Here is a 24,511-nt window from a genome sequence, read left to right as displayed (position 1 = left end):
TCTGAGCAAATTATTTGGGCCTGCTGTAAGAGTACCCGGCGCGACTTTCCATAATACCATTAAACCGCCGGGCACTATCCAGGCGGCTGGTGATGTTGCACCGGCGCAAACAGGCCGAAACTTTTGACGCTTTCCGGGCTTATCCATGAAGCCTTTTCGCGCTACCTTTGCTATGGCTCTTCGCGGGGCCCGTTTGTTGCCACCCTCAACCATCCTTTTATGTTGTTGAAAACCAAGCCCGCCGACGTATTCGTGGACCGCCACAATGGGCCCGACGACGCGGCCGTGGCCGACATGCTGCGCGTCATCGGCGTGAAGTCGATTGACCAGCTCATCGACGAGACCGTACCGGCGGCCATTCGCCTCAAAAAGCCCCTGAACCTGCCCGCTGCCCTTACCGAGCGGGCTTTTTTAGCGAAGTTCAAAGGTATTGCCGGCAAGAATAAGCTGTTCAAAAACTATATCGGCCTGGGCTACCACGACACCCAGTTGCCGCCCGTAATCCAGCGCAACATCCTGGAAAATCCGGGCTGGTACACGGCCTACACCCCCTATCAGGCCGAAATTGCCCAGGGTCGCCTCGAAGCTCTCATCAACTACCAGACGATGGTAATTGACCTCACGGGCCTCGAAATTGCCAATGCCTCCTTGCTCGATGAAGGAACTGCCGCTGCAGAAACGCTGCACATGTTCCACTCGCTCAGCAAAAAGAAAAATGCCACCCGCTACTTCATTTCTGAGCAGGTGTTGCCCCAGACCATCGACGTAGTGCGCACCCGCGCTCTGCCCCTGGGCATTGAGGTAGTGGTGGGTGACCACCGCTCCTTCGACCTCACCGACGAAACTTTGTTCGGCGCGCTGCTGCAGTATCCCGCCGCCGACGGGGCCGTGTATGACTACTCCGACTTCATCAGCCAAGCCCACGACAACAACCTGTTCGTGACCGTGGCGGCCGATCTGCTGGCGCTGACGCTGCTCACGCCTCCCGGCGAGATGGGCGCCGACGCCGTGGTAGGTAACTCCCAGCGCTTCGGGGTGCCCATGGGCTACGGCGGACCGCACGCCGGTTTCCTGGCTACCAAAGACGCTTTCAAACGCGTAATTCCGGGTCGCATTATCGGCCAAAGCATTGATGCGGCCGGTAACAAAGCCTACCGTATGGCCCTGCAAACCCGCGAGCAGCATATCCGCCGCGAAAAAGCCACCTCCAACATCTGCACGGCGCAGGTGCTGCTGTCGGTGCTGGCGGGCATGTACGCCGTGTACCACGGCCCCCAGCGCATCCGCCAGTTTGCCAGCAACGTGCATGCTCTGGCGCAAACGCTGAACGGCGCCCTCACCAGCCTGGGTCTGGAGCAAACCAACGAGCATTACTTCGACACGCTGGGTATTCAGCTGGAAAGTGCCGAACTGCAACAGGCCATCCGCCAGGAAGCCGAGGCTGCCGGCATCAACTTCCGCTACTTCGGTGAAAACCAGGTGGGCATTTCTCTGCACCAGAACACCGAAATTGAGGATGTGCAGGACATCGTGGCCGTGTTTGCCAAAGTGCTGGGCAAGGATGCGTCGGCAGTAGAGCTGCCCACTGAGGTTTCGGTGAACTGGACCAAGGAGCTGATTCGCCAGAGCGAGTACCTGACGCACCCCATCTTCAACTCGCACCACTCCGAGCACGAGATGCTGCGCTACATGAAGCAGCTGGAAAACAAGGATTTGAGCCTTGCTCACTCCATGATTCCGCTGGGCTCCTGCACCATGAAGCTCAATGCCACCGCCGAAATGATTCCGGTAACGTGGCCGGAAATCGGCGGGCTGCACCCCTTCGCTCCGCGTGAGCAGGCCCAGGGCTACGCCGAAATCTTCCGCGACCTGGAAGCCTGGCTGTGCGAGGTCACCGGCTTTGCCGCCGTTTCGCTGCAGCCCAACTCCGGGGCTCAGGGTGAATATGCCGGCCTGCTGGCCATCAAAGGCTACCACGATGCCCGCGGCGACCAGCACCGCAACGTGGCGCTGATTCCGGCCTCGGCCCACGGCACCAACCCTGCTTCGGCCGTTATGGCCGGCATGCAGGTAGTGGTAGTAAAAAGCACTGAGGAAGGCAACATCGACGTAGAGGATCTGAAGGCCAAAGCCGCGCAGTATGCCGATAAGCTGAGCTGCCTGATGGTGACCTACCCCAGCACGCACGGCGTGTACGAGGAAACCATCATCGACATCTGCCAGACCATCCATAACCACGGTGGCCGCGTGTACATGGACGGCGCCAACATGAACGCCCAGGTAGGCCTTACCTCGCCCGCCACCATCGGGGCCGACGTGTGCCACCTGAACCTGCACAAAACCTTCTGCATTCCGCACGGTGGCGGCGGACCCGGCGTAGGCCCCATTGGTGTAGTAGCCGATCTGGCCCCCTACCTGCCCGGCCACGTGCTGGTAGATGCCGATGGCCGCACGGCCGGGGCGGTTACTTCGGCTCCCTGGGGCTCGGCCAGCATTCTGCCTATCTCCTATGCCTACATTTCGATGATGGGCGGCGAAGGCCTCACGCAAGCTACCCGCATAGCCATCCTGAACGCCAACTACATCAAGGCCCGCCTGGAAGCGCACTACCCCGTGCTATACACCGGAGCCAACGGTCGTTGCGCCCACGAAATGATTCTGGATTGCCGCCAGTTCAAGAAGGCCGGCATTGAGGTAGAAGACATTGCCAAGCGCCTGATGGACTACGGATTCCACGCGCCTACCGTATCGTTCCCGGTTGCGGGTACGCTGATGGTGGAGCCTACGGAGTCGGAAAGCAAAGAAGAGCTGGACCGCTTCATTGAGGCCATGATTGGCATTCGCAAGGAAATTGCCGCCGTGGAAGAAGGCCGCGCCGACCAGAAGGACAACGTACTCAAGCACGCCCCGCATACGGCCGCAGCCGTGCTCACGGCCGACTGGAACCGCCCCTACACCCGCGAAGAGGCCGTGTACCCCACCGAGTACGTGCGCGCCGCCAAGTTCTGGCCCACCGTAGCCCGTATCGACTCTGCCTACGGCGACCGGAACCTGATCTGCTCCTGCACACCCATCGAGCAGTACACCGATGCCGAAGAGAAACTGGTGGAAACCGACAAAGGCCCGTCTTATTAGGGCTTGAAGCAAATGAAAAAGGCCCCGCAACGATTGTTGCGGGGCCTTTTCAGTTACCGGGCTTATGCTTCAGGCACTGCAGCCCGGGCAAAAACAGCCTACTTGCTAAAGCACTGACGCTGCACGTAGCCGGTATAGGTTTTACCGTCTTTGACCACGCGGGCCTTCATGAAATAGTAATCGACGGTATCGGTGACCTGTACTTCTGAGCCGGCCGTGATGGTCAGCAGCTGGGGCGAGGTTTTTGTCATGCCATCGTACAGGATACACTCCACGATGGTATTGTGGGCTACAGGGTCACGATCAGGCTTGGTGGAAGTGGTACTTTCGGAGGCAGTGGTACAGGAAGCAAAGGCTCCTACGAGGCCGGAAAAAAGCAAAAGTCGACGCATAACGCTGGAGAAGGTGAGGAATATCGGTGAAAGATAAGAGGAAAGGTATTTTCTGAAAACAAATTGTTTCATTCCAAGAGAATGGCCCAGAGGCGACGGAACGCGGCGGCGACGGGAATTGTTAGAATACAGCCGCCCAGCGCGCTTTTTCACCTGTTCAGGTTGAAGGGCAAGTCGGGTGGGTGGTGTAAAAACATTTCTTCTTTACTTCTCATGTCCGTCAATATGTCCAAGTTCCTGCGTTTTTTCTCCCGGCCGGTAGCGCTGGCCGCGGTGGCCCTGCTGCTGGGTAGTGCCGGGTGCGCTACGTCCAGCCGCGTCGGCGTTACTTCTGACTTCGACCACGCCGTCAATTTCCGTACTTACAAAACCTGGGCCTGGTACCCGCAGCAGCCCACCGACGCGGAGGGTGGCCCAGCCCAGGGTTACAACTCCTTTCTCGATCAGCGCATTCGCAAGGCCGTGGAAATGGAGATGAACAAAAAAGGCCTTACGCTGACGGATAAAAACCCTGATGTGTACGTGGCTTACAGCGCCAAAGTGGAAGACAAGCAGCGCGTCGACCCGGCCTTCAACTCGCCCTACGCTTACCGCTGGTACGGTTACGGCTACGGGATGCCGTCGCGCGTGAACGAGTACAAAGCCGGCACCGTCATCATTGATGTGGTGGACGCCCAACGTAAGCAGCTTGCCTGGCGCGGCCACGGCCAGGCCCAGGTACAGGACCAGTCCATCTCTGAGCAGGAAGTGTACCGCATTGTAGGCAGTGTGCTGGGCAACTATCCTCCCCAGGACAATCAGGCACAGCGCTAAACGCGTCCTTGTTTCCTTGCAGTTGAAAAGCTGTCCTGTACATGTACAGGGCAGCTTTTTAGTTTTGCGGGTCCTGTGGATTGAAGCCAGTCCGGCGCTTGGGGTCGGGCCCGAAGCGGTTGGGTCCAGCTGTGCCATCAACCAAGGGAATGCCTGCGCCGAAAACGTTGCCCAGTACCGGCAGTAGCAGCAGCCACCACCACCAGCCCGAAAGGTTCGTGTCGTGCAGCCGCCGGACGGTTTGGGCCACCATCAGCACCAGCAGGATCAACAACATGAAAATCATCAGCAGTACAGCCCAGTCTTCCGCCATGAAATGGTGTTCCACAGCCTGGCCAAGTATGCCATAGAGAAGCAACGTCAGGGCATATAAGCCAACGGAGCGTGCCCAAAATGCGCGGCGGCGCAACCGCCCCCGGAATAGAAAGAATGACTTCACGTAGAATACGTCTATGAACCAGCTGGGAAAATTCAGCCGAAAAAGCTACTGCGAAAAGATATAGGATAGCGCTTAAAATGCAAAAAGCCCCCTCCTTCAAATTCTGGGAGGGGGCTTTTTGCAGTCTAATGGGTTGAATTACGCTTCGATTAGATTGGCACGTTCACGTGACGCTCAGCGTGGTAGCTGGAGCGCACCAGCGGGCCGCTTTCCACGTACTTCAGGCCGCGGCGCAAACCCTCCTCGCGGTAGTGCGCGAAAAGGTCGGGGTGAATAAACTCGGCAACTTCGAGGTGGCGCTTGGTGGGCTGCAGGTACTGGCCCAGCGTCAGAATGTCGAGGCCGTTGGCTACGAGGTCGTCCATGGCCTGGTACATTTCCTCCGGCGTTTCGCCCAGACCCAGCATGATGCCGGACTTGGTGCGCTTGCCCGCCGCCTTGGTCCGGCGGATTTGCTCCAGACTCCGGTCATACTTGGCCTGCGGACGTACGAGGCGGTAGAGGCTGCCTACGGTTTCCACATTGTGCGACACCACTTCCTGCCCGCCAGAAATCATTACATCCAGAGCTTCCCAGTTAGCTTTCACGTCGGGAATCAGGGTTTCGATGGTTGTTTCGGGGCTGAGCTGCTTGATGCGCACCACCGTTTCGTGCCAGATACCGGCACCCCGGTCCTTAAGCTCGTCCCGGTTAACGCTGGTAATCACGGCATGCTTCACACCCATTAGCTGAATGGCTTCGGCTACGCGGCGGGGCTCGTCGGTATCGTACTCGGTGGGGCGCCCGGTGGCTACAGCACAGAACGAGCAGGAGCGCGTGCAGATGTTGCCCAGAATCATGAAAGTAGCCGTGCCCGCCCCCCAGCACTCACCCATGTTGGGGCAGTTGCCGCTTTCGCAGATCGTGTGCAGCTTATGCTCGTCTACCAGACGACGCACATTGGCGTACTCGCGGCCCACGGGCAGTTTCACGCGTAGCCAGTCGGGTTTGCGGGGTTTGGCGGGTGCCACAGCCTCGGGCTGCACAATGGGCAGCGTCAGCAACATATCATCCATACGGCAAAGGTAGGAGGCAGCCCGCAGTTCTTCGCAGTCGGCGGGGCACCTTCGCCGGCAATGGCGCCAGATGCGCCCGGCTGACTACTTGCGGGTGCCGATGTAAATCGTGAGGTAAACCGAGGTAAAGTAGTTATTGTTCAACTGGGCCGCATCCACGGAATTGGAGCCCAGGATGGACAGCTGCTTGGGGTAAGCCTCAAACAAAAAACCGGTTTCTACTCCCGCAATGGCGTCGCGGTAGCGGCCGTATTCAAACGTAAGCGCGCCGCGCACGTGCCCCCCGATCTGGGGCTTGATTTCACTGGCCCCGCTGAAGAGAGGCGCCCTGTCGTAGATAAAGATGTCTTCCGGCGGGTGCTTGTCCGGGTCGTACTGCTCGGCCCGGATGTCTTCCGCGCCGATAGGACGACCGTTGTTGTCGCGCTTGGTGTAGTCGTAGTAGATATAGTAGGGCATCATCAGCGCCACCGACGGCCCAGCGGAGGCCAGGGCGCTTACCTGCACCCCGGAGTCGGGGGCCTTGCGGAAGACAACCCGCTGGGCGCCTACCGATGGGCGGAGCACGAAAGCATAGTTCATCTTGCCCGGCACGTAAATTCCGCCCGAGTACAGGTTCTGCAGCCGCTGCTCTTTCGGGTGCTTTACCTCCACCGCCTCAATCATCCAGAACCGCGCCCAGTCGGCGGAAATCATGCGGGTAGAGCGGAACATGGCGCCCCCGATCATGCCCCCGTTGGTGTTGAAATTGACGCCGTACGTTAGCTCCCGCTGAAACGTGGGCGCATCGAAGGTGCTGCTGGTGCGGCGGGCCTGCGCCTGCGCCACCGTGCTGCCCGCGGCCAGCAGCCCTAGTATTCCTCCCAAAACCCGGAAACGCAAAGCGCCCATAGCGTAGCTGAAGTCTATCATCTGATGATGGCGGCCCCCGTTGGACCAGCACTGGTCGAAAGTACGTAAATTTACTGCCTTTCAGTTAGCCCTTTTTTCTATGCCCACTGCCTCCATTCGCTACGCCGGCCACCTGCGTACCGAAGCTACCCACGTAGCTTCCGGCAACACTATCCTGACCGATGCCCCGCTCGACAACCACGGCCGGGGCGAAGCCTTTTCGCCCACGGACCTGGTCAGCGCGGCGCTGGGCTCCTGCATGATGACGATAATGGGCATCGTGGCGGAGCGGCACGGCCTAAACCTCACCGGCACCACCTTCGACGTAACCAAGCATATGGCGGCCGAGCCCCGGCGCATCAGCCAGATCGACGTGCAGTTTCGCCTGCCCGCCGCCCTGGATGCCAAGCAACGGACGCTGCTCGAAAACGCCGCCCGTACCTGCCCGGTAGCCTTAAGTCTGAACCCCGAAATCCGCCAGGAGGTTCAGTTTGACTATAGTCTGTAACCGGCTTGCGGCGAGTAGGTTTCAGCTCTTGAAAAACAGTCAGGCGCGCTACCGATTAGGTCGATAGCGCGCCTGACTGTGTGTGCCTGAAACGTGTAGCCACCTAGCTTATAGCCTGCTGCACGTCGTTGAGGCGGATGGCCATGTGGGAGGCGTCGAAGCGGCACTCGCCCTGCTGAATGAGCAGTAGCTGGGGCGACTCGTGCCGGACGCCGAACTTCTGGGCTATTTCGTTGGAAATGGGCCGAAAGCGCAGCAGATCCAGGTAGTAGAACTTGGCGTTTGCGGGCGCGGCATCGGCCCACTGGCGCTCCAGGCGGCTTTTGGCGGTGGCGCTGATGGAGCAGGTGGTGCTGTGCTTGAAAATGATTACGGGCTGCTCTTCCGACTCGCGTACGATGTCGGTGAGCTGTTCGGAAGAGGTAAGCGGAATCCAGGAAGAAATCATGAGGTTGGGGTAGCAGGTTGTTTTTTGGGCGTTTTACGGACCGGGCGCAGCTTCGGAATCATATCCTTGGCCGGGGGCGTGTACCGCGGAGTGCCTTCGTGGTCGTATTTGTACTTATTACGGCCATCCTTCTTGCGCGGTTGGTTGGTGCTTTCTCCAGCCCGGAAAGACTGCCGCGTAACGCCCAGGTGCGAGTCCTGATACTGGTTTTTCTGCTTTTCCGCGTCCTTCAGGGCTTTGCGGTTGGCTGCCCGCTGCTGCGCCGGGCTGGAATACTCCGTTTGGGCCAGCGCGGGCGCGGCCAGGCCTACAGACACCAGCAAGAAGAAAACGATGCGAGAAACCATAGTGCGTAGCAGTAAAAGCCCTGGCCTAAAAAACAATTCCAAATATTTTCCGCTGCCCTACTTTGCGGGTCAGCTTTCGGCGCTCGTATTTCTTTTGCTTGAGCAAGCCCTGCTTGTCGTAGCTTTTCTTTTCCGTTTTCAGCGACGATACGGCCTCCGACAAGCCGGAGCCGTTGCTGTCGGCTTTGCCCAGCTTCACCTTGGGCTGGGGCGGCCCTTTGGGGTCGGGGATACGGTAGCGGTGGCAGCCGGAGCTTAGGCCCAGGCAGCCAACCAGCAGCACCGTGCCCAGCAGATGAAAAAACGTACGCAAAACAACCTGCATCAGACTACTCATTGTGCTGCGGCGCAGCATTCAGGCACGGAAGATACAACGTATTACTTGATGGTTATATGGCTGAATGGTTAAATGGCTACTAACCAGAAGCTGGTAGCTAAAAACAAGTCAACCATCCAGCCATTTCAACCAGTTAATACGCCAGCAGCTTTTCTACGGCGGTGCGCAGGCGCTGCTGGGGCAGAAACTGCTTTTCCAGGGAAGGCGCGAAGGGAATGGCTGTATCCAGGGACGCTACCCGCTGAATGGGGGCGTCGAGGGAGGTAAAGCAGTTTTCGGCAATCCAGGCGGCAATTTCCCCGCCGATGCCGCCCGTGAGCGTGTCTTCGTGGAGGATGAGTACGCGGCCGTTTTTCTCCGTAGTGCGGCGCACGGCTTCCTCGTCCCAAGGCAGCAGGGTGCGCAGGTCCAGAATGTCGGCATCCAGGCTCAGCTCCTCGGCCAGCTGGGTGGCCCAGTGCACGCCCATGCCGTAGGTGATGATGCTAAGGGTGTCGCCTTCCCGCGCCAGGGCTGCCTTTCCGATGGGCGTGGTATAGTAGACATCCGGCACGGGGCCGCTGATGCTGCGGTAGAGCATCTTGTGCTCGAAGTAGATAACCGGGTTGGGGTCTTCGAAGGCGGCGCAGAGCAGACCCTTGGCATCCGTGGGGTTGCTGGGGCACACCACTTTCAGGCCGGGCGTGTGGGTAAACCAGGCCTCGTTGCTCTGGGAGTGGAAGGGGCCGGCCGCCGAGCCTGCGCCGGTGGGCATGCGCACCACCACGTCGGCGTTCTGGCCCCAGCGGTAGTGGCTTTTGGCCAGATTATTCACAATCTGGTTGAAGCCGCAGGTCACGAAATCGGCGAACTGCATTTCCACCATGGCCTTTTTGCCTTTGATGCTGAGGCCCAGGCCCGCGCCCACAATGGCCGACTCGCACAGGGGTGTGTTACGCACCCGCTCCTTGCCAAACTGCGCCACGAAGCCCTCGGTCACCTTGAACACCCCGCCGTAGTCGGCAATGTCCTGCCCCATGAGCACCAGCTCGGGGTAGCGCTCCATGCTCTGGCGCAGCCCGTCGGAAATGGCATCAACGAAGCGCTTATCAGTTGTAGAACTGAGAACTGAGAAGTTAGAACTGAGAGGCGAAACAGCTGTGCCGGCCGTTTCCGGAGTGCTAAGTTCTAAGCTCTCATTTCTGAGTTCTCCTACGGGCGCGTACATGTCGGCTACCTCCTCTTCCAGGCTGGGGGTGGGCATGGGCACGGCGTCGGCCACGCGCAGGCCCTCTTCGATTTCGGCTTTGATTTGCTCCCGATACTGGTGGCGCAGGGTTTCGCTCAGTACGCCTTCGTCGAGCAGCCACTTCTCGTAGTTCTGCACCGGGTCCTTCTCAGCCCACTCTTGGAACAACTCCTGGGGTACGTACTTGGTCCCGCTGGCTTCCTCGTGCCCGCGCATCCGGAAGGTGAGGGCCTCGAGCAGCACCGGGCGCGGGTTCTGACGCAGGTCTTCGGCCAGTCGCTTCACCGTGTCGTACACTTCCAGCACGTTGTTGCCATCTACCTGCACGGCTTCCATGCCGTAGGCGGGGCCTTTGTCGATGAAGTAGCGGAAGCGGAACTGCTCCCGGCTGGGGGTGCTCAGGCCGTAGCCGTTGTTTTCGATGATGAAGATGACCGGCAGCTGCCACACGGCGGCCACGTTCAGGGCCTCATGGAAGTCGCCCTCCGAGGCGCCACCGTCGCCGCTGTAGGTTACGGTTACTTTATTCCGCTTCTCCAGCACATCGGCCAGGGCAATGCCGCCGGCCACGGCCAGCTGCGGCCCCAGGTGCGAAATCATGCCCACGATGTGGTGCTCGTTGGTGCCGAAGTGGAACGACCGGTCGCGGCCCTTGGTGTAGCCGGTGGTTTTGCCCTGCCACTGGGCAAAGAGGCGGTCCAGGGGAATGTTGCGGCCCGTGAACACGCCCAGATTGCGGTGCAGGGGCAGGATGTACTCGTCCTCGTGCAAAGCCAGCGTGGAGCCCACCGAAATGGCTTCCTGCCCGATACCCGAAAACCACTTGCTGACCTTGCCCTGGCGGAGCAGAATCAGCATTTTTTCCTCAATCAGCCGGGGTTTCAGCAGTCCTTTGTACAGGTGCAGCAGCTCGTCGTTGGCGTAGTCCTTGCGGTCGAAATTCATGGGATTCAGGCGGGTGGGAAGGTGTTGGGGGCCAAAAGTACGGGTTTGGCTTGGATGGAAAACCTGCGTAGCCCGTATTGGGCGCTTCCGCTGCAAACACCCGGGCGGTTTAAGCCTACAACAGCCTTCGTTAAGCCTGTTTCGGTCTTAGCTAAGGCAAAAACAGGCTTAACGAAGACCAAAACAGGCTTCGCTAAGACCGAAACAGGCTTAGTTAAGGCCGTTTCGGTCTTCGCTAACACCTAAGCAGCCTTAGCCAGGACCGAAACGGTCTTCGCTAAGGCTGTTTAAGGGTTCGGGCAGGGTGGGCGCTAGCTTGGCTTGCTGCTACCGCCCTTGCGGCCACCGGGCCGGATGTAGTAGGCGTGGATTTGCTGGCGCAGCTCGCCCAGGTCAACGGTTTCGCCCTTGTCCTTCTCCACATCCTCGTGGATGTTGTTGACCTGAAAGAACACGTCGGAGCCCAGCACGTTCAGGGCGTTGTCGAGGCGGGTCAGCTCGGCGGCCAGCTGGTTGCGCAGGGCCGCCAGGGCGCGGTAACTGGCTACTTTGGCGCGGAGTGCGTCGGGCGTAGCGGTTTTGCGCAGCACCTCGGGGGCCTGGTCGGCGGCTTGCAGGGCCAGGTCGGCCAGGGGCAGGCGCTCAGGCGAGATGGTAGCCGAAGTCAGCAGGCTCTCGGGCTGCTGGGGCACGAAGGCCAGCTTGGTGGCCAGGGCCTTGATGGCAGTGCGGGCGGCGGTGAGGTCGGCCTCGGCCAGCGGGGCGGTAAAGTTGTTTCCTTTGGGCATAGCAGTAGAGAAAGTAAAAGGTGAATCAGCCAACAAACAATAGGTGCGGGGCAAGCGAGCTAGTGCGGAGCCGGCCTTAGGCAGGGCCGGTATAGTGCGGGCTAATTACTTACAATCAGTAAAATAGCCAAGCTTGCCGGCTGATTATTTTCCCGTGTTTCCCCGCTTTATCTTCGCCACCGGTTTACTTCCTATTCTTTTGTATGAATCGATTCTTACTTCTGAGCCTATTGGCCTGCCCCACGTTGGCGCTGGCGCAGCAAACTGATGCGCTGGAAACCCGCCGGGTAGCTGTGCAAGTGCCGCAACCAGACAGCCTCCAAAACCTTAGAATACCACAGACTGCATTAGAGGGTGCATTTATTTGTCTAGTCGTAAATCCATCCAATGCCCATGCTCACCTGAATTCCTGCCTCCCCGTGCAGGAACACCTTCGCCAAGTAGCCGGGGTGCAGGTAACGCCCTACTCCGGCGTGCCGGGCGCGCCGATGGTGGTGCGTATCCGGGGGGCGGCTAACCTGGCCAATGTGGTGCATCCGCTGTACGTGGTGGATGGAGTGCCGCAGTTTCAGCGCACCGACGAAGAGTACGGCCCGCAGTTCAGCGGCCTGAACCCGCTGCTCAGCATTCCGGCCGAGGAAATCGAAACCATCGAAGTGCTGAAAGGAGCCTACGAAACGGCCCTCTACGGGCAGCAGGGCACCGATGGGGTTATCCGCATCACCACCCGCCGGGGCCGGAACCCGGGCAAGCCCCTGCTGCAATACCAGGGCTACGGGGGCGTGCAGACTATCCGCAACCGCTACGAGCTGCTGAATGCCCAGGAGTACGCGCAGCTGGCCAACGAAACAGCCCTTACTGAGGGCCGAATCCCACCCTACTCCGCCACCCAGGTAGCCGGCTTCGGCCGGGGCACCGACTGGCAGCGGGAAATTACGCGCCCGGCCGCCCTGCAAAGCCACCACCTCAGCCTGCAGGGCCACCCCGACAGCACCGGCTACTACGTGGCCGCCAACTACCTCAATCAGCAGGGCATAGTAGAGAACAGCTACCTCAAGCGCTACGGCCTGCGCGCCACCCTCACCCAGGACCTAGGCGGCCGCCTGCGCCTGGAAGCTGGCGGCAGCTTCCAGCAACTGGAGCAGCAGTATTCACCTTTTGCCAGCAGAGCGGCTCTCTATGCCCGTCCCACCGTCCCCGTGCGCGACGCCAACGGAGAATTTACGACAACCTCTGGGCCGGTGGACATGCGCAACCCCGTGCAGCTCACGAAACAAGACTACCAACAGTTACGGCAAACGGTGGCCCTGGCACGGGTGCGGGCCTTGTGGCGCATCGGCGGTGGCTTTGCGCTGGATGTGCCGGTGTCCCTGGAAATCACACGGCAGCAGTTTGTTCAACAGCGTCTTCACTTTGACCCTTCTATTAAGGGCAGCCGAACCGAGCAAACCAACCGTTTCCAGCAGGTGGCGCTGCTGCCCACCCTGCGCTATGCCCACACCTGGGGGCAGCACCAAGTGCAGGCCAGCCTGGGCATACAAGGTCAGAATTTCAAGTACCGCTCGGATACCCGCACAGAGCTGCCTCCTTACCTAGCTACCAGCGGTATGCGGGCCGAATCGTCGCTGCGGGCTGCGCAGGCCACGGCCCAATACGTTTTCGCGGGCCGCTACGAAGCCCGCGCCACCCTGCGCCGGGATGCCAGCAGTCGGTTTGCGCCGAATGACCGGTGGGAGCTGCAACCCGGCGCCCAGCTGCGCTGGCACGCAGCCGAGGAAAGCTTCCTTAAAGAAGGCGGGCGGGTACAGACCCTGGATGTGTGGGCGGGGTGGAGCCGGGTGCGTCCCGATGGATTTAGTCTGACGACGAATATTACCGGCGGCGGCTCGCTTTTCTATCAGCAGCAACAGCAACACGTAGATGCCGGGCTGTGCCTGGTAGCTGGCGGCTTTGATGTAACCGTGGAAGCCTATCAGCGGCGCACCATGTTGTTGTTTAATCCCGGCCTTACCGGCAGCAGCACATCCGTGAACACGGCAGTGCGCAGCCAGGGCCTGGAGCTAACTGTAGGTCACTCCTGGCGGTGGGGAGCCGTGGCCGCCAGTACGCGCCTGGCGGGCAGCCTCAACCACAGCCGCTTCCAGAGTGAGTATCTGCAGTTCACACTCCCTACCGGTAGTGCAACCTTAGACGGGCACTCGTTGGGAGGCTGGCGCGGCCCTACCTATTTAGGTGTAGACCCCGCCACCGGCGCAGCCCGCTTCCGCGACACGGACGACAACGGCTACCCCGATCTTGACTATCTGGGCAGCGGCTTACCCAAGCAACTACTCTCCCTTAGCCAGCGAGCAAGCTACCGCCGCTTCAGCCTAGAGCTGCAGGCCGATGCCATGCTGGGCCACTATGTGAACAATGTACCACTACGCTTCCTGGATGTGGCGGATGTAGGGGGCAATAGCAGCACCCGCCTGCTTGACCGTTGGACGCCCGATAATCCAAACGCTGCTGTTCCCGGCGCCGGGCAACGCGTCTTGCCAGCACTCAGCTCCTACACCCTGCAGCCGGGCAACCACGTACGCCTGACGGCCCTCACGGCCCGGTACAAGCTCTGGGAGCAGGACCGCCGCAGCCTCGCGCTCTGGCTGGGCGCCCACAACCTGCTGGTGCTGTCCAAGTACCGCGGCTATGACCCCAACATCAGCAGTGCCGGCGCCGATGCCAGGCAAGCCGGCCTCGACGACGCTACTTACCCTACCGCCCGCACCATCCTGCTGGGCGTACAAGCCACACTTTAATTGAGAATGGCTACGCCCTGGGTGCGGGCGGGTTCTGCCAATTCATAATTCTCAATTCAGAATTCATAATTCTTCATCCAGAATTTCCCAGAAACTTCCCGTTGCGGCTGCCGGTTATTGCGGCCATAGCCCACCTGTTGCCCTGTCTTTCCCTATGATTCAGTTCGAAGAATTTACCCTTGCCAACGGCCTGCGCTGCATTGTGCACGAAGACCACAGCACGCCCATGGCCGTGCTCAACGTGCTTTACAACGTGGGCTCCCGCGACGAAGACCCCGCGCATACCGGCTTCGCGCACCTGTTCGAGCACCTGATGTTCTCGGGCTCCGTCAACATTCCCAGCTACGACGAGCCCCTGCAAATGGTGGGCGGCGAGAACAACGCCTTCACCTCGCCCGACATCACCAACTACTACCTCACCCTGCCGGCGGCCAACATCGAAACCGGCTTCTGGCTGGAGTCGGACCGGATGCTGAGCCTGGCTTTCTCCGAAAACGGGCTGGAAGTGCAGCGCAAGGTGGTAGTGGAAGAGTTCAAGCAGAACTACCTCAACCAGCCCTACGGCGACGTATGGCTGAAGCTGCGCCCCCTCGCCTACCAGACGCACCCTTACAGCTGGGCTACCATCGGCAAGGAAATCAGTCACATCGAAAACGCCGTAATGGACGATGTGCGGGCCTTTTTTCAGAAGCACTACGCCCCGCAGAACGCCGTGCTGGTAGTGGCCGGTGCCGTAACGCGGGCTGAGGCCGAGCGACTGGCCGAAAAGTGGTTTGGCCCCATTCCGGGCGGCGCGCCCTACGTGCGGCAGCTGCCCCAGGAACCGCGCCAGACCCAGGCCCGCCACCTCGACATCACGGCCGACGTGCCCGTATCGGCCTTTTATCAGGTGTACCACATGCCCTCCCGTGTCGACGAGGCCTACTACACCGTGGACCTGATGAGCGACGTGCTGGGCCGGGGTAAGTCGAGCCGGCTCTATCAGCGCTTGGTAAAGGGGCAGCCGCTGTTCAACTCTATTTCGGCCTCCGTTATCGGTTCCCTGGAGCCCGGGCTGCTGGTCATCAGCGGCAAGCTGAATGCGGGCGTAGAGCCGGAAGCGGCCGATGCGGCCGTGCGCCAGGTGATAGAAGAGCTGCGCACCCAGCCGGTGCCTCCTGAGGAGCTGGAGAAAGTAAAAAACCAGGCCGAAGCCAGCATTGTGTTCAGTGAGATTGAGCTGCTGAACCGCGCCATGAACCTGGCCTTCTGCAAGCTCATGGGCAATACCAACCTGGTAAACGAGGAAAGTGCCCGCGTGCAGGCCGTAACGGCCGCCGGCGTGCTGGCGGCGGCCCAGGAAGTCTTGCGGCCCGAAAACAGCACTACCCTGTATTACCGGGCGCAGGCCACTGCCCCGGCGCCTGAGCTACTGGAAGCCGCCGAGGCGTAAGCTCACATTCCGCCACATAAAAAAGCCTGTTCAACTAAGTTGAACAGGCTTTTTTATGTGCTATTTACCGGGCAGGAGCTTACCAGCCGCTGCCACTGGAACCCCAGCCATCATCCACCTTCTTCTTGGCGGGCGTGGTAGCTTTCTTAGCGGGCGTGGTGGCTTTCTTCGTGGTGGTCGTAGTGGTTTTCTTCGCCGAGGTCAGGCTGGCGGTAGTAGTAGCCGGCGCAACTTCAGCTACCGGCTCGGGCTCCGGGGCTGGGGCAGGCTCTACGTAGGCCGGAGCAGGCGCCGGAACCGGATCCGGCTCACTTCTGCGACGACGAACGTATTTACCCAAAGGGCGGCCCTGGTAGTCGGTAGACACGCGCATGGAGGGCGCGGCCGTGAAACCGGGAGCAATCTGCATGCCCTCCGTCTGGTTCATCGATTGGGTACCGCCCCCGCCGCCGACTGCGCCCCAGTCGCCGCCGGTGGCAGCTTTACGGGCCGTATCGGCGGGCGCGGCCGTGGCTGTTGCGGCCGGAGCCGCGGCGGGCTTGGCCGCCGTAGTTTTCTGCGCCAGCGCCGGCGAACCAGCCAGCACAGCTGCTACTACAAAGTATGTTGAGAAGGAACGCTGCATGACAAGAGAGAAGAAATGTAGAAGTTGAAACGCGGTTAGTCTGAAGCCAGTACGAAAAAAACGGCCGATTGGTGCAATCAGCCTCCTGAGAATCTTGGCGCTGCAACATTACGGCCTTTCAGGGGGTTCCGCCAGCGGCTTTCTTCTTTTCTTGAAACAACTATTTTCTCTCTTGCCTGGGTACCGCAGGGGGCGTGAAGACTTCAGGGCCAGCGCGTACCTTTGCCCTACTATGCAGGAGACTATCACTCATCTACAGGCCGCCATCGACGCCTTCGATATCAGCACCGCCGAGCAGCTGGAACAGTTCCGCGTGGCTTTCACCGGCCGCAAAGGCCAGCTGGCCGACTTGTTTGACCAGTTGAAAACCGTGGCGCCCGAGCAGCGTCGGTCGGTGGGCCAGCAGCTCAACCAGCTCAAGCAGCACGCCCAGCAGAAGTTCGAGCAGCGCCAGCAGGAACTGGAAGCCGCTTCCGCCAACGCCCCGGCCGATCCTACGTTCGACTATACTCTGCCGACCGTTCCGCAGGCCCTGGGCACCCGCCACCCGCTGAGCCTGGTGCGTGAGGAAATTGTGCGCATTCTGGCCCGTATCGGTTTCAATGTGGCCGAGGGACCCGAAATTGAGGATGACTGGCACAACTTCACAGCCCTGAACTTTCCCGAAAACCACCCGGCCCGCGACATGCAGGACACGTTTTTCGTGCACCGCACGCCCGGTGAGGCCGAGTGGGTACTGCGCACGCACACCAGCCCGGTGCAGGTGCGCGTGATGCAGGCCCAGAAGCCGCCTATCCGCAGCATTATGCCCGGCCGCGTGTACCGCAACGAAGCCATTTCGGCGCGCGCCCACATGATGTTCCATCAGGTAGAGGCCCTGTTTGTAGACGAAAACGTGAGCTTCGCCGACCTGAAGCAGACCGTATACTATTTCGTGCAGGAGCTGTTTGGACAGGATATGCAGGTACGCTTCCGCCCCTCGTTCTTCCCCTTCACCGAGCCCAGCGCCGAAATCGACATCACCTGCCTGATTTGCAAGGGCAAGGGCTGCAACATCTGCAAAGGCACCGGCTGGGTGGAAATCGGCGGCTGCGGCATGGTGGACCCCGCCGTGCTGGAGCAATCCGGCATCGACCCGGAGCGCTACTCGGGCTACGCCTGGGGCATGGGCATTGAGCGGATTACCATGCTTAAGTACCAGATCAAGGACCTGCGCCTGTTCACCGAAAACGACACGCGCTTCCTGCGCCAGTTTGAGGGCGTACAATAAAGCAGCGGGCTTTTTCGTCTAAACCTGACTTTTTCTCCCTAGATCAACCGCATGGCTAACGAACAGCCCACCAGCTCTGCTTTGCAGACTGCTATCCGCACCATTGGCATTGTGGGGGCCGGCACCATGGGCCTGGGTATTGCGCAGGTGTGCGTGCAGCACGGCTTTGCCACGGTGCTCTTCGATATCAACGAAGAAATGCTGAGGAAAGCTCAGCTCGCCATTACGGCGGGCCTGGGCAAGCTGGTGGAAAAAGGCCGCCTGACGGGGCCAGAGCAGGAAGCAGCTCTGGCCCGCCTGCGGCTCACCACCGACCTTTCTACTGTGCAGGCTGAGCTGATTATTGAGGCGGTAGTGGAAAAGCTCAGCGTGAAGCATCAGCTCTTCCGGGAGCTGGCCGTGCTCAACGCGCCCACTACGATTCTGGCTTCCAATACCTCGTCGCTGCCTATCACGCGGCTGGCGGCGCCCATCCAGCACCCGGAGCGAGTGGTAGGGATGCACTTTTTCAACCCCGCCCCGCTGATGCCGCTGGTGGAGATAATCAAGGGCGCCGCCACGAGTGCCGCGGTGGCCGAAACGGTGTATCAGCTGGCGCTGCAGCTCGGCAAAACGCCAGTGTACGCGGCCGATGCGCCCGGCTTTATCGTGAACCGCGTGGCCCGGCACTTTTACGTGGAGGGGCTGAAGATTGCGGAAGAGCAGGTGGCGCCCCTGGAGGTAATCGACGAGCTGCTGGAAGCCACTGGGTTTCGCATGGGCCCGTTCCGGCTGATGGACTTGATTGGGGTAGACACCAACTTCTCCGTGACGTCGGCCATGTACGAGGCCTTTCATTACGACGCTAAATTTCGGCCCAGCCGTATACAGCAGCAGAAAGTAGACGCTGGCCACCACGGCCGTAAAACCGGCAAAGGATTCTATGACTACTCGTAACCTCTGGTGCGGTGCTACTGTGGCCCTGTTGCCTCTACTGGCAGCTTGCAGCGACTCGGGCAACGATGCACAGCCGCAGATTCCGCTGGCCGTCGTCAACGAAGTCCTGCCCCTCACCAACCAGGAATACACAGCCTTGCGCTTTGATGGTGGCATGGTCTACCACAATGGCGGCGTGCGCGGCCTGATTGTGGTACGTCGCAGTGCTACCTCCTACCTGGCCTTTGAGCGCAACTGTCCTTACCGCCCCTACGACGACTGCGCCCGGGTGGAAATTGATGCCTCCCGGCTGTTCCTCATAGATAAGTGCTGCAACTCCCAGTTCGACTTGCAGGGCATGGTGCAGGGCGGTCCGGCGCCTCGGGCACTGCGGCAGTACAGCACAGCCTTGGCGGGCAACCTCCTGACAATCACAAACTAGCCTGCTACGCGAAAAATATTTCGGTAGAATCCTTGCACAAAGCCAGAATCTAGCCTAATATTGCACCCGCAACGACAGATAAATGTCGCCATAACCGCTTCCTTAGCTCAGCCGGTTAGAGCATCTGACTGTTAATCAGAGGGTCCCTGGTTCGAGCCCAGGAGGGAGCGCACAAACAAAAAGCCTATCGGAAACGATAGGCTTTTTGCATTTGGATAGTACCTAGGAAGGCATAAGTCAACTTTTCGGGCTTAAGGACAGTATCAAACAGAGCAGGTGCTTATTCTGACAGCCGCCTGACTCTTTCCTCTCTTCCGAAACACTTTCCCTATGAACTCTTTCCGCTCAATACTGGCCATGAGCCTGCTCGTGCTGCTTACCTTCTCGCTGAGTAGCTGTGACGTTATCGGTGACATCTTCAAGGCGGGGGCCTTAACCGGTGTCATTGGTGTAGTGCTGATAATTCTGCTGATCTGGTGGATTCTGGGCAAGGTGCGCCGCCGGTAGCCTGCCGACATTTCCTTCCCACAAAAAAGGCAGCCCATGGGCTGCCTTTTTGTATCAAATCCCAATCAATCATTTACCCGGCTTTGCGACTCTCGGGCATGGTGCCGACGATGTGGTCCCAAAGCGTGGTGGATACCCCGAAAGCCACCTCATCCTGCCGGTAGTGGTGCTGGGCGTGGTGATGCCACCAGAATTTCAGAAAGTTTTTGGGCGGCGAGTACACGTGGATGGAATAGTGCACAAACAGGTACAGCGCGTAGCCGAACACGAAACCGGCCAGAATACCGAAGCCCGCGTTGCCGAACACGAAGTAGAAGATGAAGAACAGCAGCGACGCCACAAATACCGTTACGATGGGAGGCATGGCCAGTCGCGTCTTGTCTTTCGGGAACTCATGGTGGACGCCATGCATGGTGTACTGAAACTTGGCCCGGCCCGGGGTGCTGGGCTTAATATGGTAGAGGAAGCGGTGCATCAGATACTCTACCAGCGTGAAGGCAAACCACCCCGCCAGAAACAGCCCGAAAGCCGCCAGCCCCGTGAGCAGGCCGCGGCTAAGGCTGTAATACAGGCTCACCGCCGCTACACCGAAGAAAATGCTGAGCGGTGCGGCTATATGGGTATGCGTGAGGCGCTCCAGCACAGGATTCTCGAACAGCTGGGCCGAGCCTTTGTGTTTGGGTTTATGCAGTTGTCCCGAGGTTGGGGCAGCTTTCTGTTCCATGGTACTGCAAAGAATGATTCAAAACGCAAAAGTAACCATCAACCCGCAAACGTGCATCGGGCTACTGTATTAAGCCGTGGCCACGTAGCGCTGCACGAGGGCCCACAACGCATCAGGTGTGCAGGCCGGGGACGCGCAACGAAGCGCGGCCCGGCTGTAAAACCCGCTGCGGGCCGCTATGGTTTCGGTGAGGCGCTGTTTCAGGGCTTGCTCATCGGGCAGGGCGGCCAGCAGGGGCCGGGCAGCTGCGGCCCGATGCAGGCGCGCCACCAGCTCCGGTACCGGCACATCCAGCCATACAGTGATGCCTGAGGCCAGCAGCGCATCCATGGTATCATGGAAACAGGGCGCCCCGCCTCCGGTAGCCAGCACCAGCCGCGGATGTGTCTCAATCAACTGACGCACTAGGCTCGCTTCTACTGCCCGGAAATATGCTTCGCCTTCCGCTGCAAAGATTTCGGCCACACTGCGCTGCTCCTGCCGCACAATTTCCTCGTCCAGGTCCAGGAACGGCAGGCCGCCGCGCAAAGCCAGGGCGCGGCCCAGGGTGGTTTTGCCGGCTCCGGGCATACCAATCAGAAACAGGCGCATAGGCAAAAAGGTGAAAGGTGATGCGAAGCGGCAAGATACGCGCGCGGCCGGCAGCTGATTACCTTACCAACTCCTGCACGAAGTTGTCCTGGAAATCGGCTGCGAAGTGCCGGATGTTGGGCAGGTGCCTGAACTCCTCTATCTGGTGGGTAGTGGTGAGGATAATGGCTGGCATACCCGCGTTCAGCGCCGCTTCGGCCCCTTTTGGCACGTCTTCGAATACCAAGCAATTGGCCGGGGCCACGCCGAGCTGCGCGGCGGCCTGCAGAAACGTTTCGGGGTGGGGCTTGCTCTGCGTGACGTCGTCGGCACTGACGATGGCGCTGAAGTAATGCCGGATACCCAGCGTGTCGAGCACGAAGTCGATATTGAATGGAATAGCTGCCGAGCCAATGGCCATAGGTATTTGCCGCTGGTGGGCCTTTTCCAGAAACTCCGGCAGACCGGGCAAAAGGGCCAGATGCGGGCGGTATTCTGCTTGGTAGCGCCGCTCCTTTTGCAGGGAGAGGCGCTGCATCTCTTCGTCGGTGAGGCGGCCCTCGCCCAGCATACGCACCAGCACTTCCTGGTTTTTGCCGTACATCTGTGGCTTTACTTCTTCCCAGGTGAAGGAACCGCCCAACTCCTCATTCAGCAACGCCTGCCAGGCCCGGGTATGGTAGTCCATATCGTGGATCATGGTGCCGTTGAGGTCGAAAATAAATGCCTTCATCAGGAGTAGGTAAGGAAAGAAAACCCGGCTAGCTCAGCTTCACGCGGGGGTCCAGCACCGCATAAAGCACGTCCACCACAATATTCACCAGCACAAACAGGGCCGCAATAAAGATGGTAGCGCCCATTACCACCGGGAAATCGAGGTTCTCGACGGCCCGTAGCGTGACGGTGCCCAGGCCTTTCCAGTTGAAGATGTATTCGATGAAAAACGCACCCGCCATGAGCGAAGCCAGCCAGCCCGAGACGGCCGTAACTACCGGGTTGAGGGCATTGCGCAGGGCATGGCCCACCACTACGCCATAACCGGAGAGGCCCTTGGCCCGGGCCGTACGAATGTAGTCCTGGCTCATTACCTCCAGCATAGAACTGCGCGTGAGCTGCACAATAACCGCCAGCGGCCGGATGCCCAGCGCAAAAGCCGGCAGCAGCAGGTTGCGCAGTGCCAGGTGGCGGCCCATGAACGGGTCGGTTTCGTAGAGCTGCCCGGTGAGGTTAAGGCCGGTCCAGTGGCTCCAGTAGAAGCCGAACGTCATGGCAATGAGGATGGCGGCCACAAACGAAGGCACCGAAATACCCAGCACCGACACCGAAATCAGGGCGCGGTCGAGCCAGGAGTGCGGGTGCAGGGCAGCCACAATGCCCAGCGCAATACCTACCGAAGCAGCAAGAGCCATAGCCGCCAGCGCCAGCCATAGCGTGCCGGTGAAGTGGTCGGCCAGGATGCTGAGCACTTCCTTGTTGCTTTGAAACGAGCGGCGCAGGTAAGGCTTCTTCAGCACTACGGCCTGCTTGCCCAGCGGCAGCAGGGCCACGCCGCCGTACTTGGCCACGCCCGCCGAGTCGCGCGGGTGCAGCCCCAGCGGCGACACGTCGTTGAGGTAGCCGGCCAGTTGCAGGGGTAGCGGCTGGTCGAGGCCCAGGTCGGCGGCAATGGCGGCGCGGGTAGCGGCATCGGAGCGTTGACCGGCCAGCAAGGCTACCGGGTCGCCGGGCAGCACGTTAAACAGGAAAAACACCGTGAGGGCCACGCCCACCAGCACCAGCGCCCCCTGCCACACCCGCCGAAAAAGAAATCCAATCATGGTTTCAAGATTGGGGACTTGGGGACTGAGGGACTTGGGGTCTTGGTTTGACGTTCAACGAAGCGTGCTTGTTAGAACAGAAACCAAGACCCTAAGTCCCCAAGACCCCAAGACCCTTTTACAACAACTCCTCTACTTTGGCGCGGCTGGGGATGTCGTGGTAGTGGAACTTGCCTTTCACCACGCCGTCCTTGAGCAGGATAAAGCCCGGGTTGGAGCGAATCATGGTTTTGAGCACGGTCGCGTCGGCGTAGTAGAACGGGGCGGCCAGGTTTACCTCGTGGCGGAAGGCATCGAACTCAGCCGGGCTGCTGCTGGTGACCACCAGAAATTCGGTTTTCTTGCGCGAGGAGTCTACCGACTGCACCAGCTGGTTGATGACGACGAACCGGTCCCGGTCGGCTTTATCGGTGTTCTGCACAATGAGCAGCAGCTTGTTGCCCTTCAGAATCTGCGGAGTGAAGTCGCCCTCGTCGTTCCACACCCGGAAATCCGTGATTTTGGGCGCGGCCTCCGGGTTCAGCGTCACCATCTGCTTGAACTTCCAGGTGGTATCGGTGGGGTACTCGGTAAACTCCTGGCTCTGGCCCCCGCGCTCCATGATGTACTTGTAGCGCAGCGGCGCCGAGGGCTTCATGAGCTTGCCGATGTCGTTGCCGACTTTATAGGGCAGGAAATCAAAGTATGGCAGGTGGCCCAGCGCGTACACGCCAATACCAATGGCTACCGACGCCGTCACGGTGATATAGACTACGCCCAGCGTGCCCTTGGCAAACACGCGCCGCAGGTGCTTCTGGTTGAAGAACACCACGGCCCACAGCACCAGCAGCAGCACATCCTTGCTGAACGACTGCCAGGGCGTGAGCTTGATGAAGTCGCCAAAGCAGCCGCAGTCGGTTACCTTGTTGAACGCGGCCGAGTAGAACGTCAGGAAAGTGAAGAACACCAGCAGCACCAGCAGCGTCCAGAGGGTTTTGCGCAGGTGCCAGCGCAGCAACAAAGCCACCCCCAGAATAACTTCCAGGGAGCTAAGCACGAGCGAAATCAAGCGGGCATGCGGCTTGAAGGCCAGGAAGAACTGCCCGAAATCCACCGCAAATACCTCGAAGTACTCTTCCAGCTTGATGGCCGTGCCCACGGGGTCGTTGAGCTTGATCAGCCCCGAAAAAATAAACAGCACCCCCAGCAGCAGCCAGCAAATGCGCGTGAGTTGTCTCATGGTTAAGATCTTGGGGTCTTAGGGTCTTGGGTTGGGCAGCAGCCCGATGCGCATACTACTCACACGCGGTATGTGTTCCAGGGCATCCCCAATAAAAGGCAAAATTTCCGGGGCAAAGTACGCCAAAACATCCACCAAGCCCATACTTCAGGAGCCTATACTCAGTGGAGAAGGAAACGCTGTAGGGTGCGGGGCTTACTCCGCACGACGTTGAAATATTCCTCCATCTATCGTTCAACGACGGGCGGGGGCAAGCCCCGCACCCTACACCAGCACAAAAACCAAGACCCTAAGACCCCAAGCCCCCAAGACCCATTTTTATCAAACAGAATACGGCGTAGTTGAGCATGTCGCGGTAATTGGCCTCCACCCCTTCCGACACACGCGTGCGGCCCTGCAAATCTTCAATCTGCTTGGTGCGGTGCAGCTTCATCAGGATGATGTCGGTAATGCTTTCGATGCGCATCTGGCGCCAGGCCTCGCCGTAGTCGTGGTTTTTGGCAAACAGCAGCTGGCGTGTGAGGTCTACCTCGTGGTCGTAGGCGGCCGTCACGTCGTTAGGGTCCAGCTCCAGGGGCGCGTCGGCGGGCAGGCGCAGCTGCATCAGCGCAATCAGGCAGTAGTTCACAATGGCCACGAACTCGCCTTCGATGCCTTCGTCGACCAGCTGGGTGCCTTTTTCCTGGATGGAGCGGATGCGCTGGGCCTTGATGTAGAGCTGGTCGGTGACGGAAGGCAGGCGCAGAATACGCCAGGCCGTGCCGTAGTCGTGCGTCTTGGCCAGAAACAGCGCGCGGCACTGGCTGATTACCTGGTCGTACTCGTGCTGGGTTTGGTTGTGCAAGATTTTCAGGCTAGATTTAAAAACT

At 59.8% G+C, this 24,511-nt stretch carries 25 protein-coding genes and 1 tRNA gene; 10 read left to right on the top strand and 16 right to left on the bottom strand.

Features of this window, described 5'->3' with window-relative positions:
• Nucleotides 1-219 precede the first annotated feature (219 nt).
• Complete coding sequence (gene gcvP, locus LRS06_RS12035; protein ID WP_257871720.1) at nt 220-3,135, top strand: aminomethyl-transferring glycine dehydrogenase; 2,916 nt, start codon at nt 220-222, stop codon at nt 3,133-3,135.
• A gap of 98 nt (nt 3,136-3,233) precedes the next feature.
• On the opposite strand, the gene LRS06_RS12030 is transcribed toward gcvP, so the two are convergent.
• Nucleotides 3,234-3,527: a hypothetical protein gene (locus LRS06_RS12030; RefSeq protein ID WP_196954057.1), complete on the bottom strand. Its 294-nt coding sequence runs from the start codon at nt 3,525-3,527 to the stop codon at nt 3,234-3,236.
• 213 nt (nt 3,528-3,740) lie between these two features.
• Here LRS06_RS12030 and LRS06_RS12025 point away from each other — a divergent pair, with 213 nt between their 5' ends.
• The gene (locus LRS06_RS12025; protein WP_257871719.1) at nt 3,741-4,340 is read left to right on the top strand and encodes a DUF4136 domain-containing protein; all 600 of its coding nucleotides are present in this window, start codon (nt 3,741-3,743) and stop codon (nt 4,338-4,340) included.
• 58 nt (nt 4,341-4,398) lie between these two features.
• Here LRS06_RS12025 and LRS06_RS12020 read toward each other — a convergent pair whose 3' ends face one another.
• The 3 genes from LRS06_RS12020 to LRS06_RS12010 all read right to left on the bottom strand — a co-directional run bounded on the left by LRS06_RS12020 (nt 4,399) and on the right by LRS06_RS12010 (nt 6,746).
• Nucleotides 4,399-4,779: a DUF805 domain-containing protein gene (locus tag LRS06_RS12020; protein ID WP_257871718.1), complete on the bottom strand. Its 381-nt coding sequence runs from the start codon at nt 4,777-4,779 to the stop codon at nt 4,399-4,401.
• Between the two features lie 149 nt (nt 4,780-4,928).
• Nucleotides 4,929-5,825, bottom strand: a complete 897-nt coding sequence (lipA, locus tag LRS06_RS12015) for a lipoyl synthase (RefSeq protein WP_374679444.1) — start codon at nt 5,823-5,825, stop codon at nt 4,929-4,931.
• A gap of 93 nt (nt 5,826-5,918) precedes the next feature.
• The gene (locus LRS06_RS12010; RefSeq protein WP_257871717.1) at nt 5,919-6,746 is read right to left on the bottom strand and encodes a hypothetical protein; all 828 of its coding nucleotides are present in this window, start codon (nt 6,744-6,746) and stop codon (nt 5,919-5,921) included.
• Between the two features lie 79 nt (nt 6,747-6,825).
• Between LRS06_RS12010 and LRS06_RS12005 the strand changes: the two genes are divergently transcribed.
• Nucleotides 6,826-7,233 carry an OsmC family protein gene (locus tag LRS06_RS12005; protein WP_257871716.1) on the top strand — a complete coding sequence of 136 codons (408 nt, stop codon included), beginning with the start codon at nt 6,826-6,828 and terminating at the stop codon, nt 7,231-7,233.
• 103 nt (nt 7,234-7,336) lie between these two features.
• Here LRS06_RS12005 and ytxJ read toward each other — a convergent pair whose 3' ends face one another.
• The 5 genes from ytxJ to LRS06_RS11980 form a co-directional block, all read right to left on the bottom strand.
• Nucleotides 7,337-7,681, bottom strand: coding sequence for a bacillithiol system redox-active protein YtxJ (gene ytxJ, locus LRS06_RS12000; RefSeq protein ID WP_196954061.1), 345 nt, complete (start codon nt 7,679-7,681; stop codon nt 7,337-7,339).
• A complete protein-coding gene (locus LRS06_RS11995) occupies nt 7,678-8,028 on the bottom strand; it encodes a hypothetical protein (RefSeq protein WP_257871715.1) in 351 nt (116 codons plus the stop codon). Before LRS06_RS11995 ends, ytxJ begins: the two co-directional genes overlap by 4 nt.
• Before the next feature lie 25 nt (nt 8,029-8,053).
• A complete protein-coding gene (locus LRS06_RS11990) occupies nt 8,054-8,341 on the bottom strand; it encodes a hypothetical protein (RefSeq protein WP_257871714.1) in 288 nt (95 codons plus the stop codon).
• A gap of 157 nt (nt 8,342-8,498) precedes the next feature.
• Nucleotides 8,499-10,538 (bottom strand): dehydrogenase E1 component subunit alpha/beta, encoded by a 2,040-nt coding sequence (locus tag LRS06_RS11985; protein ID WP_257871713.1) that lies wholly within the window; start codon nt 10,536-10,538, stop codon nt 8,499-8,501.
• A 311-nt stretch (nt 10,539-10,849) separates the two neighbouring features.
• On the bottom strand, nt 10,850-11,326 hold the full coding sequence (locus LRS06_RS11980; RefSeq protein ID WP_257871712.1) for a hypothetical protein: 477 nt from the start codon (nt 11,324-11,326) through the stop codon (nt 10,850-10,852).
• A gap of 419 nt (nt 11,327-11,745) precedes the next feature.
• On the opposite strand from LRS06_RS11980, the gene LRS06_RS11975 reads away from it, so the two are divergent.
• Complete coding sequence (locus LRS06_RS11975; RefSeq protein WP_257871711.1) at nt 11,746-14,121, top strand: TonB-dependent receptor plug domain-containing protein; 2,376 nt, start codon at nt 11,746-11,748, stop codon at nt 14,119-14,121.
• A gap of 154 nt (nt 14,122-14,275) precedes the next feature.
• Complete coding sequence (locus LRS06_RS11970; protein ID WP_257871710.1) at nt 14,276-15,553, top strand: pitrilysin family protein; 1,278 nt, start codon at nt 14,276-14,278, stop codon at nt 15,551-15,553.
• A gap of 79 nt (nt 15,554-15,632) precedes the next feature.
• On the opposite strand, the gene LRS06_RS11965 is transcribed toward LRS06_RS11970, so the two are convergent.
• Nucleotides 15,633-16,178, bottom strand: a complete 546-nt coding sequence (locus tag LRS06_RS11965; RefSeq protein WP_257871709.1) for a hypothetical protein — start codon at nt 16,176-16,178, stop codon at nt 15,633-15,635.
• A 232-nt stretch (nt 16,179-16,410) separates the two neighbouring features.
• Here LRS06_RS11965 and pheS point away from each other — a divergent pair, with 232 nt between their 5' ends.
• The 5 genes from pheS to LRS06_RS11940 all read left to right on the top strand — a co-directional run bounded on the left by pheS (nt 16,411) and on the right by LRS06_RS11940 (nt 19,312).
• Nucleotides 16,411-17,448, top strand: coding sequence for a phenylalanine--tRNA ligase subunit alpha (pheS, locus tag LRS06_RS11960; RefSeq protein WP_257871708.1), 1,038 nt, complete (start codon nt 16,411-16,413; stop codon nt 17,446-17,448).
• A 51-nt stretch (nt 17,449-17,499) separates the two neighbouring features.
• Nucleotides 17,500-18,384 (top strand): 3-hydroxyacyl-CoA dehydrogenase family protein, encoded by an 885-nt coding sequence (locus LRS06_RS11955; RefSeq protein WP_257871707.1) that lies wholly within the window; start codon nt 17,500-17,502, stop codon nt 18,382-18,384.
• Nucleotides 18,371-18,805: a hypothetical protein gene (locus LRS06_RS11950; protein WP_257871706.1), complete on the top strand. Its 435-nt coding sequence runs from the start codon at nt 18,371-18,373 to the stop codon at nt 18,803-18,805. The genes LRS06_RS11955 and LRS06_RS11950 overlap by 14 nt, the downstream gene beginning before the upstream one ends.
• A gap of 96 nt (nt 18,806-18,901) precedes the next feature.
• Nucleotides 18,902-18,975 (top strand) — tRNA-Asn (locus tag LRS06_RS11945).
• 160 nt (nt 18,976-19,135) lie between these two features.
• The gene (locus LRS06_RS11940; RefSeq protein WP_257871705.1) at nt 19,136-19,312 is read left to right on the top strand and encodes a hypothetical protein; all 177 of its coding nucleotides are present in this window, start codon (nt 19,136-19,138) and stop codon (nt 19,310-19,312) included.
• Nucleotides 19,313-19,385: 73 nt separating this feature from the next.
• On the opposite strand, the gene LRS06_RS11935 is transcribed toward LRS06_RS11940, so the two are convergent.
• The 6 genes from LRS06_RS11935 to LRS06_RS11910 all read right to left on the bottom strand — a co-directional run bounded on the left by LRS06_RS11935 (nt 19,386) and on the right by LRS06_RS11910 (nt 24,486).
• Nucleotides 19,386-20,036, bottom strand: a complete 651-nt coding sequence (locus LRS06_RS11935) for a sterol desaturase family protein (RefSeq protein WP_257871704.1) — start codon at nt 20,034-20,036, stop codon at nt 19,386-19,388.
• A 69-nt stretch (nt 20,037-20,105) separates the two neighbouring features.
• Entirely contained in the window at nt 20,106-20,627 is a 522-nt protein-coding gene (locus LRS06_RS11930; protein ID WP_257871703.1) for a shikimate kinase, read from the bottom strand.
• A gap of 58 nt (nt 20,628-20,685) precedes the next feature.
• Nucleotides 20,686-21,339 carry an HAD family phosphatase gene (locus LRS06_RS11925; RefSeq protein ID WP_257871702.1) on the bottom strand — a complete coding sequence of 218 codons (654 nt, stop codon included), beginning with the start codon at nt 21,337-21,339 and terminating at the stop codon, nt 20,686-20,688.
• A gap of 28 nt (nt 21,340-21,367) precedes the next feature.
• The gene (locus LRS06_RS11920; RefSeq protein WP_257871701.1) at nt 21,368-22,423 is read right to left on the bottom strand and encodes an ABC transporter permease; all 1,056 of its coding nucleotides are present in this window, start codon (nt 22,421-22,423) and stop codon (nt 21,368-21,370) included.
• 118 nt (nt 22,424-22,541) lie between these two features.
• Entirely contained in the window at nt 22,542-23,642 is a 1,101-nt protein-coding gene (locus LRS06_RS11915) for a BT_3928 family protein (RefSeq protein WP_257871700.1), read from the bottom strand.
• A gap of 289 nt (nt 23,643-23,931) precedes the next feature.
• Complete coding sequence (locus LRS06_RS11910; protein WP_257871699.1) at nt 23,932-24,486, bottom strand: DUF1599 domain-containing protein; 555 nt, start codon at nt 24,484-24,486, stop codon at nt 23,932-23,934.
• Between the last annotated feature and the right edge of the window lie 25 nt (nt 24,487-24,511).

Origin of the sequence: Hymenobacter sp. J193, assembly GCF_024700075.1 — a bacterium.
Lineage (GTDB): Bacteria > Bacteroidota > Bacteroidia > Cytophagales > Hymenobacteraceae > Hymenobacter.
Note: the sequence above shows the minus strand (reverse complement) of the source record. Positions and strands in the feature narration are given on the sequence as shown.

What these genes read in the sequence shown, in the direction of transcription:
- LRS06_RS11985 (WP_257871713.1), bottom strand. Translation starts at nt 10,538, where the DNA reads ATGAATTTCGACCGCAAGGACTACGCCAACGACGAGCTGCTGCACCTG.
- LRS06_RS11940 (WP_257871705.1), top strand. Translation starts at nt 19,136, where the DNA reads ATGAACTCTTTCCGCTCAATACTGGCCATGAGCCTGCTCGTGCTGCTT.
- LRS06_RS11950 (WP_257871706.1), top strand. Translation starts at nt 18,371, where the DNA reads ATGACTACTCGTAACCTCTGGTGCGGTGCTACTGTGGCCCTGTTGCCT.
- LRS06_RS11915 (WP_257871700.1), bottom strand. Translation starts at nt 23,642, where the DNA reads ATGAGACAACTCACGCGCATTTGCTGGCTGCTGCTGGGGGTGCTGTTT.
- LRS06_RS12030 (WP_196954057.1), bottom strand. Translation starts at nt 3,527, where the DNA reads ATGCGTCGACTTTTGCTTTTTTCCGGCCTCGTAGGAGCCTTTGCTTCC.
- lipA (WP_374679444.1), bottom strand. Translation starts at nt 5,825, where the DNA reads ATGTTGCTGACGCTGCCCATTGTGCAGCCCGAGGCTGTGGCACCCGCC.
- LRS06_RS12010 (WP_257871717.1), bottom strand. Translation starts at nt 6,746, where the DNA reads ATGATAGACTTCAGCTACGCTATGGGCGCTTTGCGTTTCCGGGTTTTG.
- LRS06_RS12025 (WP_257871719.1), top strand. Translation starts at nt 3,741, where the DNA reads ATGTCCGTCAATATGTCCAAGTTCCTGCGTTTTTTCTCCCGGCCGGTA.
- LRS06_RS11920 (WP_257871701.1), bottom strand. Translation starts at nt 22,423, where the DNA reads ATGATTGGATTTCTTTTTCGGCGGGTGTGGCAGGGGGCGCTGGTGCTG.
- LRS06_RS11930 (WP_257871703.1), bottom strand. Translation starts at nt 20,627, where the DNA reads ATGCGCCTGTTTCTGATTGGTATGCCCGGAGCCGGCAAAACCACCCTG.
- LRS06_RS11995 (WP_257871715.1), bottom strand. Translation starts at nt 8,028, where the DNA reads ATGGTTTCTCGCATCGTTTTCTTCTTGCTGGTGTCTGTAGGCCTGGCC.
- gcvP (WP_257871720.1), top strand. Translation starts at nt 220, where the DNA reads ATGTTGTTGAAAACCAAGCCCGCCGACGTATTCGTGGACCGCCACAAT.
- LRS06_RS11925 (WP_257871702.1), bottom strand. Translation starts at nt 21,339, where the DNA reads ATGAAGGCATTTATTTTCGACCTCAACGGCACCATGATCCACGATATG.
- LRS06_RS12005 (WP_257871716.1), top strand. Translation starts at nt 6,826, where the DNA reads ATGCCCACTGCCTCCATTCGCTACGCCGGCCACCTGCGTACCGAAGCT.
- ytxJ (WP_196954061.1), bottom strand. Translation starts at nt 7,681, where the DNA reads ATGATTTCTTCCTGGATTCCGCTTACCTCTTCCGAACAGCTCACCGAC.
- LRS06_RS11955 (WP_257871707.1), top strand. Translation starts at nt 17,500, where the DNA reads ATGGCTAACGAACAGCCCACCAGCTCTGCTTTGCAGACTGCTATCCGC.
- LRS06_RS11980 (WP_257871712.1), bottom strand. Translation starts at nt 11,326, where the DNA reads ATGCCCAAAGGAAACAACTTTACCGCCCCGCTGGCCGAGGCCGACCTC.
- LRS06_RS11935 (WP_257871704.1), bottom strand. Translation starts at nt 20,036, where the DNA reads ATGGAACAGAAAGCTGCCCCAACCTCGGGACAACTGCATAAACCCAAA.
- LRS06_RS11970 (WP_257871710.1), top strand. Translation starts at nt 14,276, where the DNA reads ATGATTCAGTTCGAAGAATTTACCCTTGCCAACGGCCTGCGCTGCATT.
- LRS06_RS11965 (WP_257871709.1), bottom strand. Translation starts at nt 16,178, where the DNA reads ATGCAGCGTTCCTTCTCAACATACTTTGTAGTAGCAGCTGTGCTGGCT.
- pheS (WP_257871708.1), top strand. Translation starts at nt 16,411, where the DNA reads ATGCAGGAGACTATCACTCATCTACAGGCCGCCATCGACGCCTTCGAT.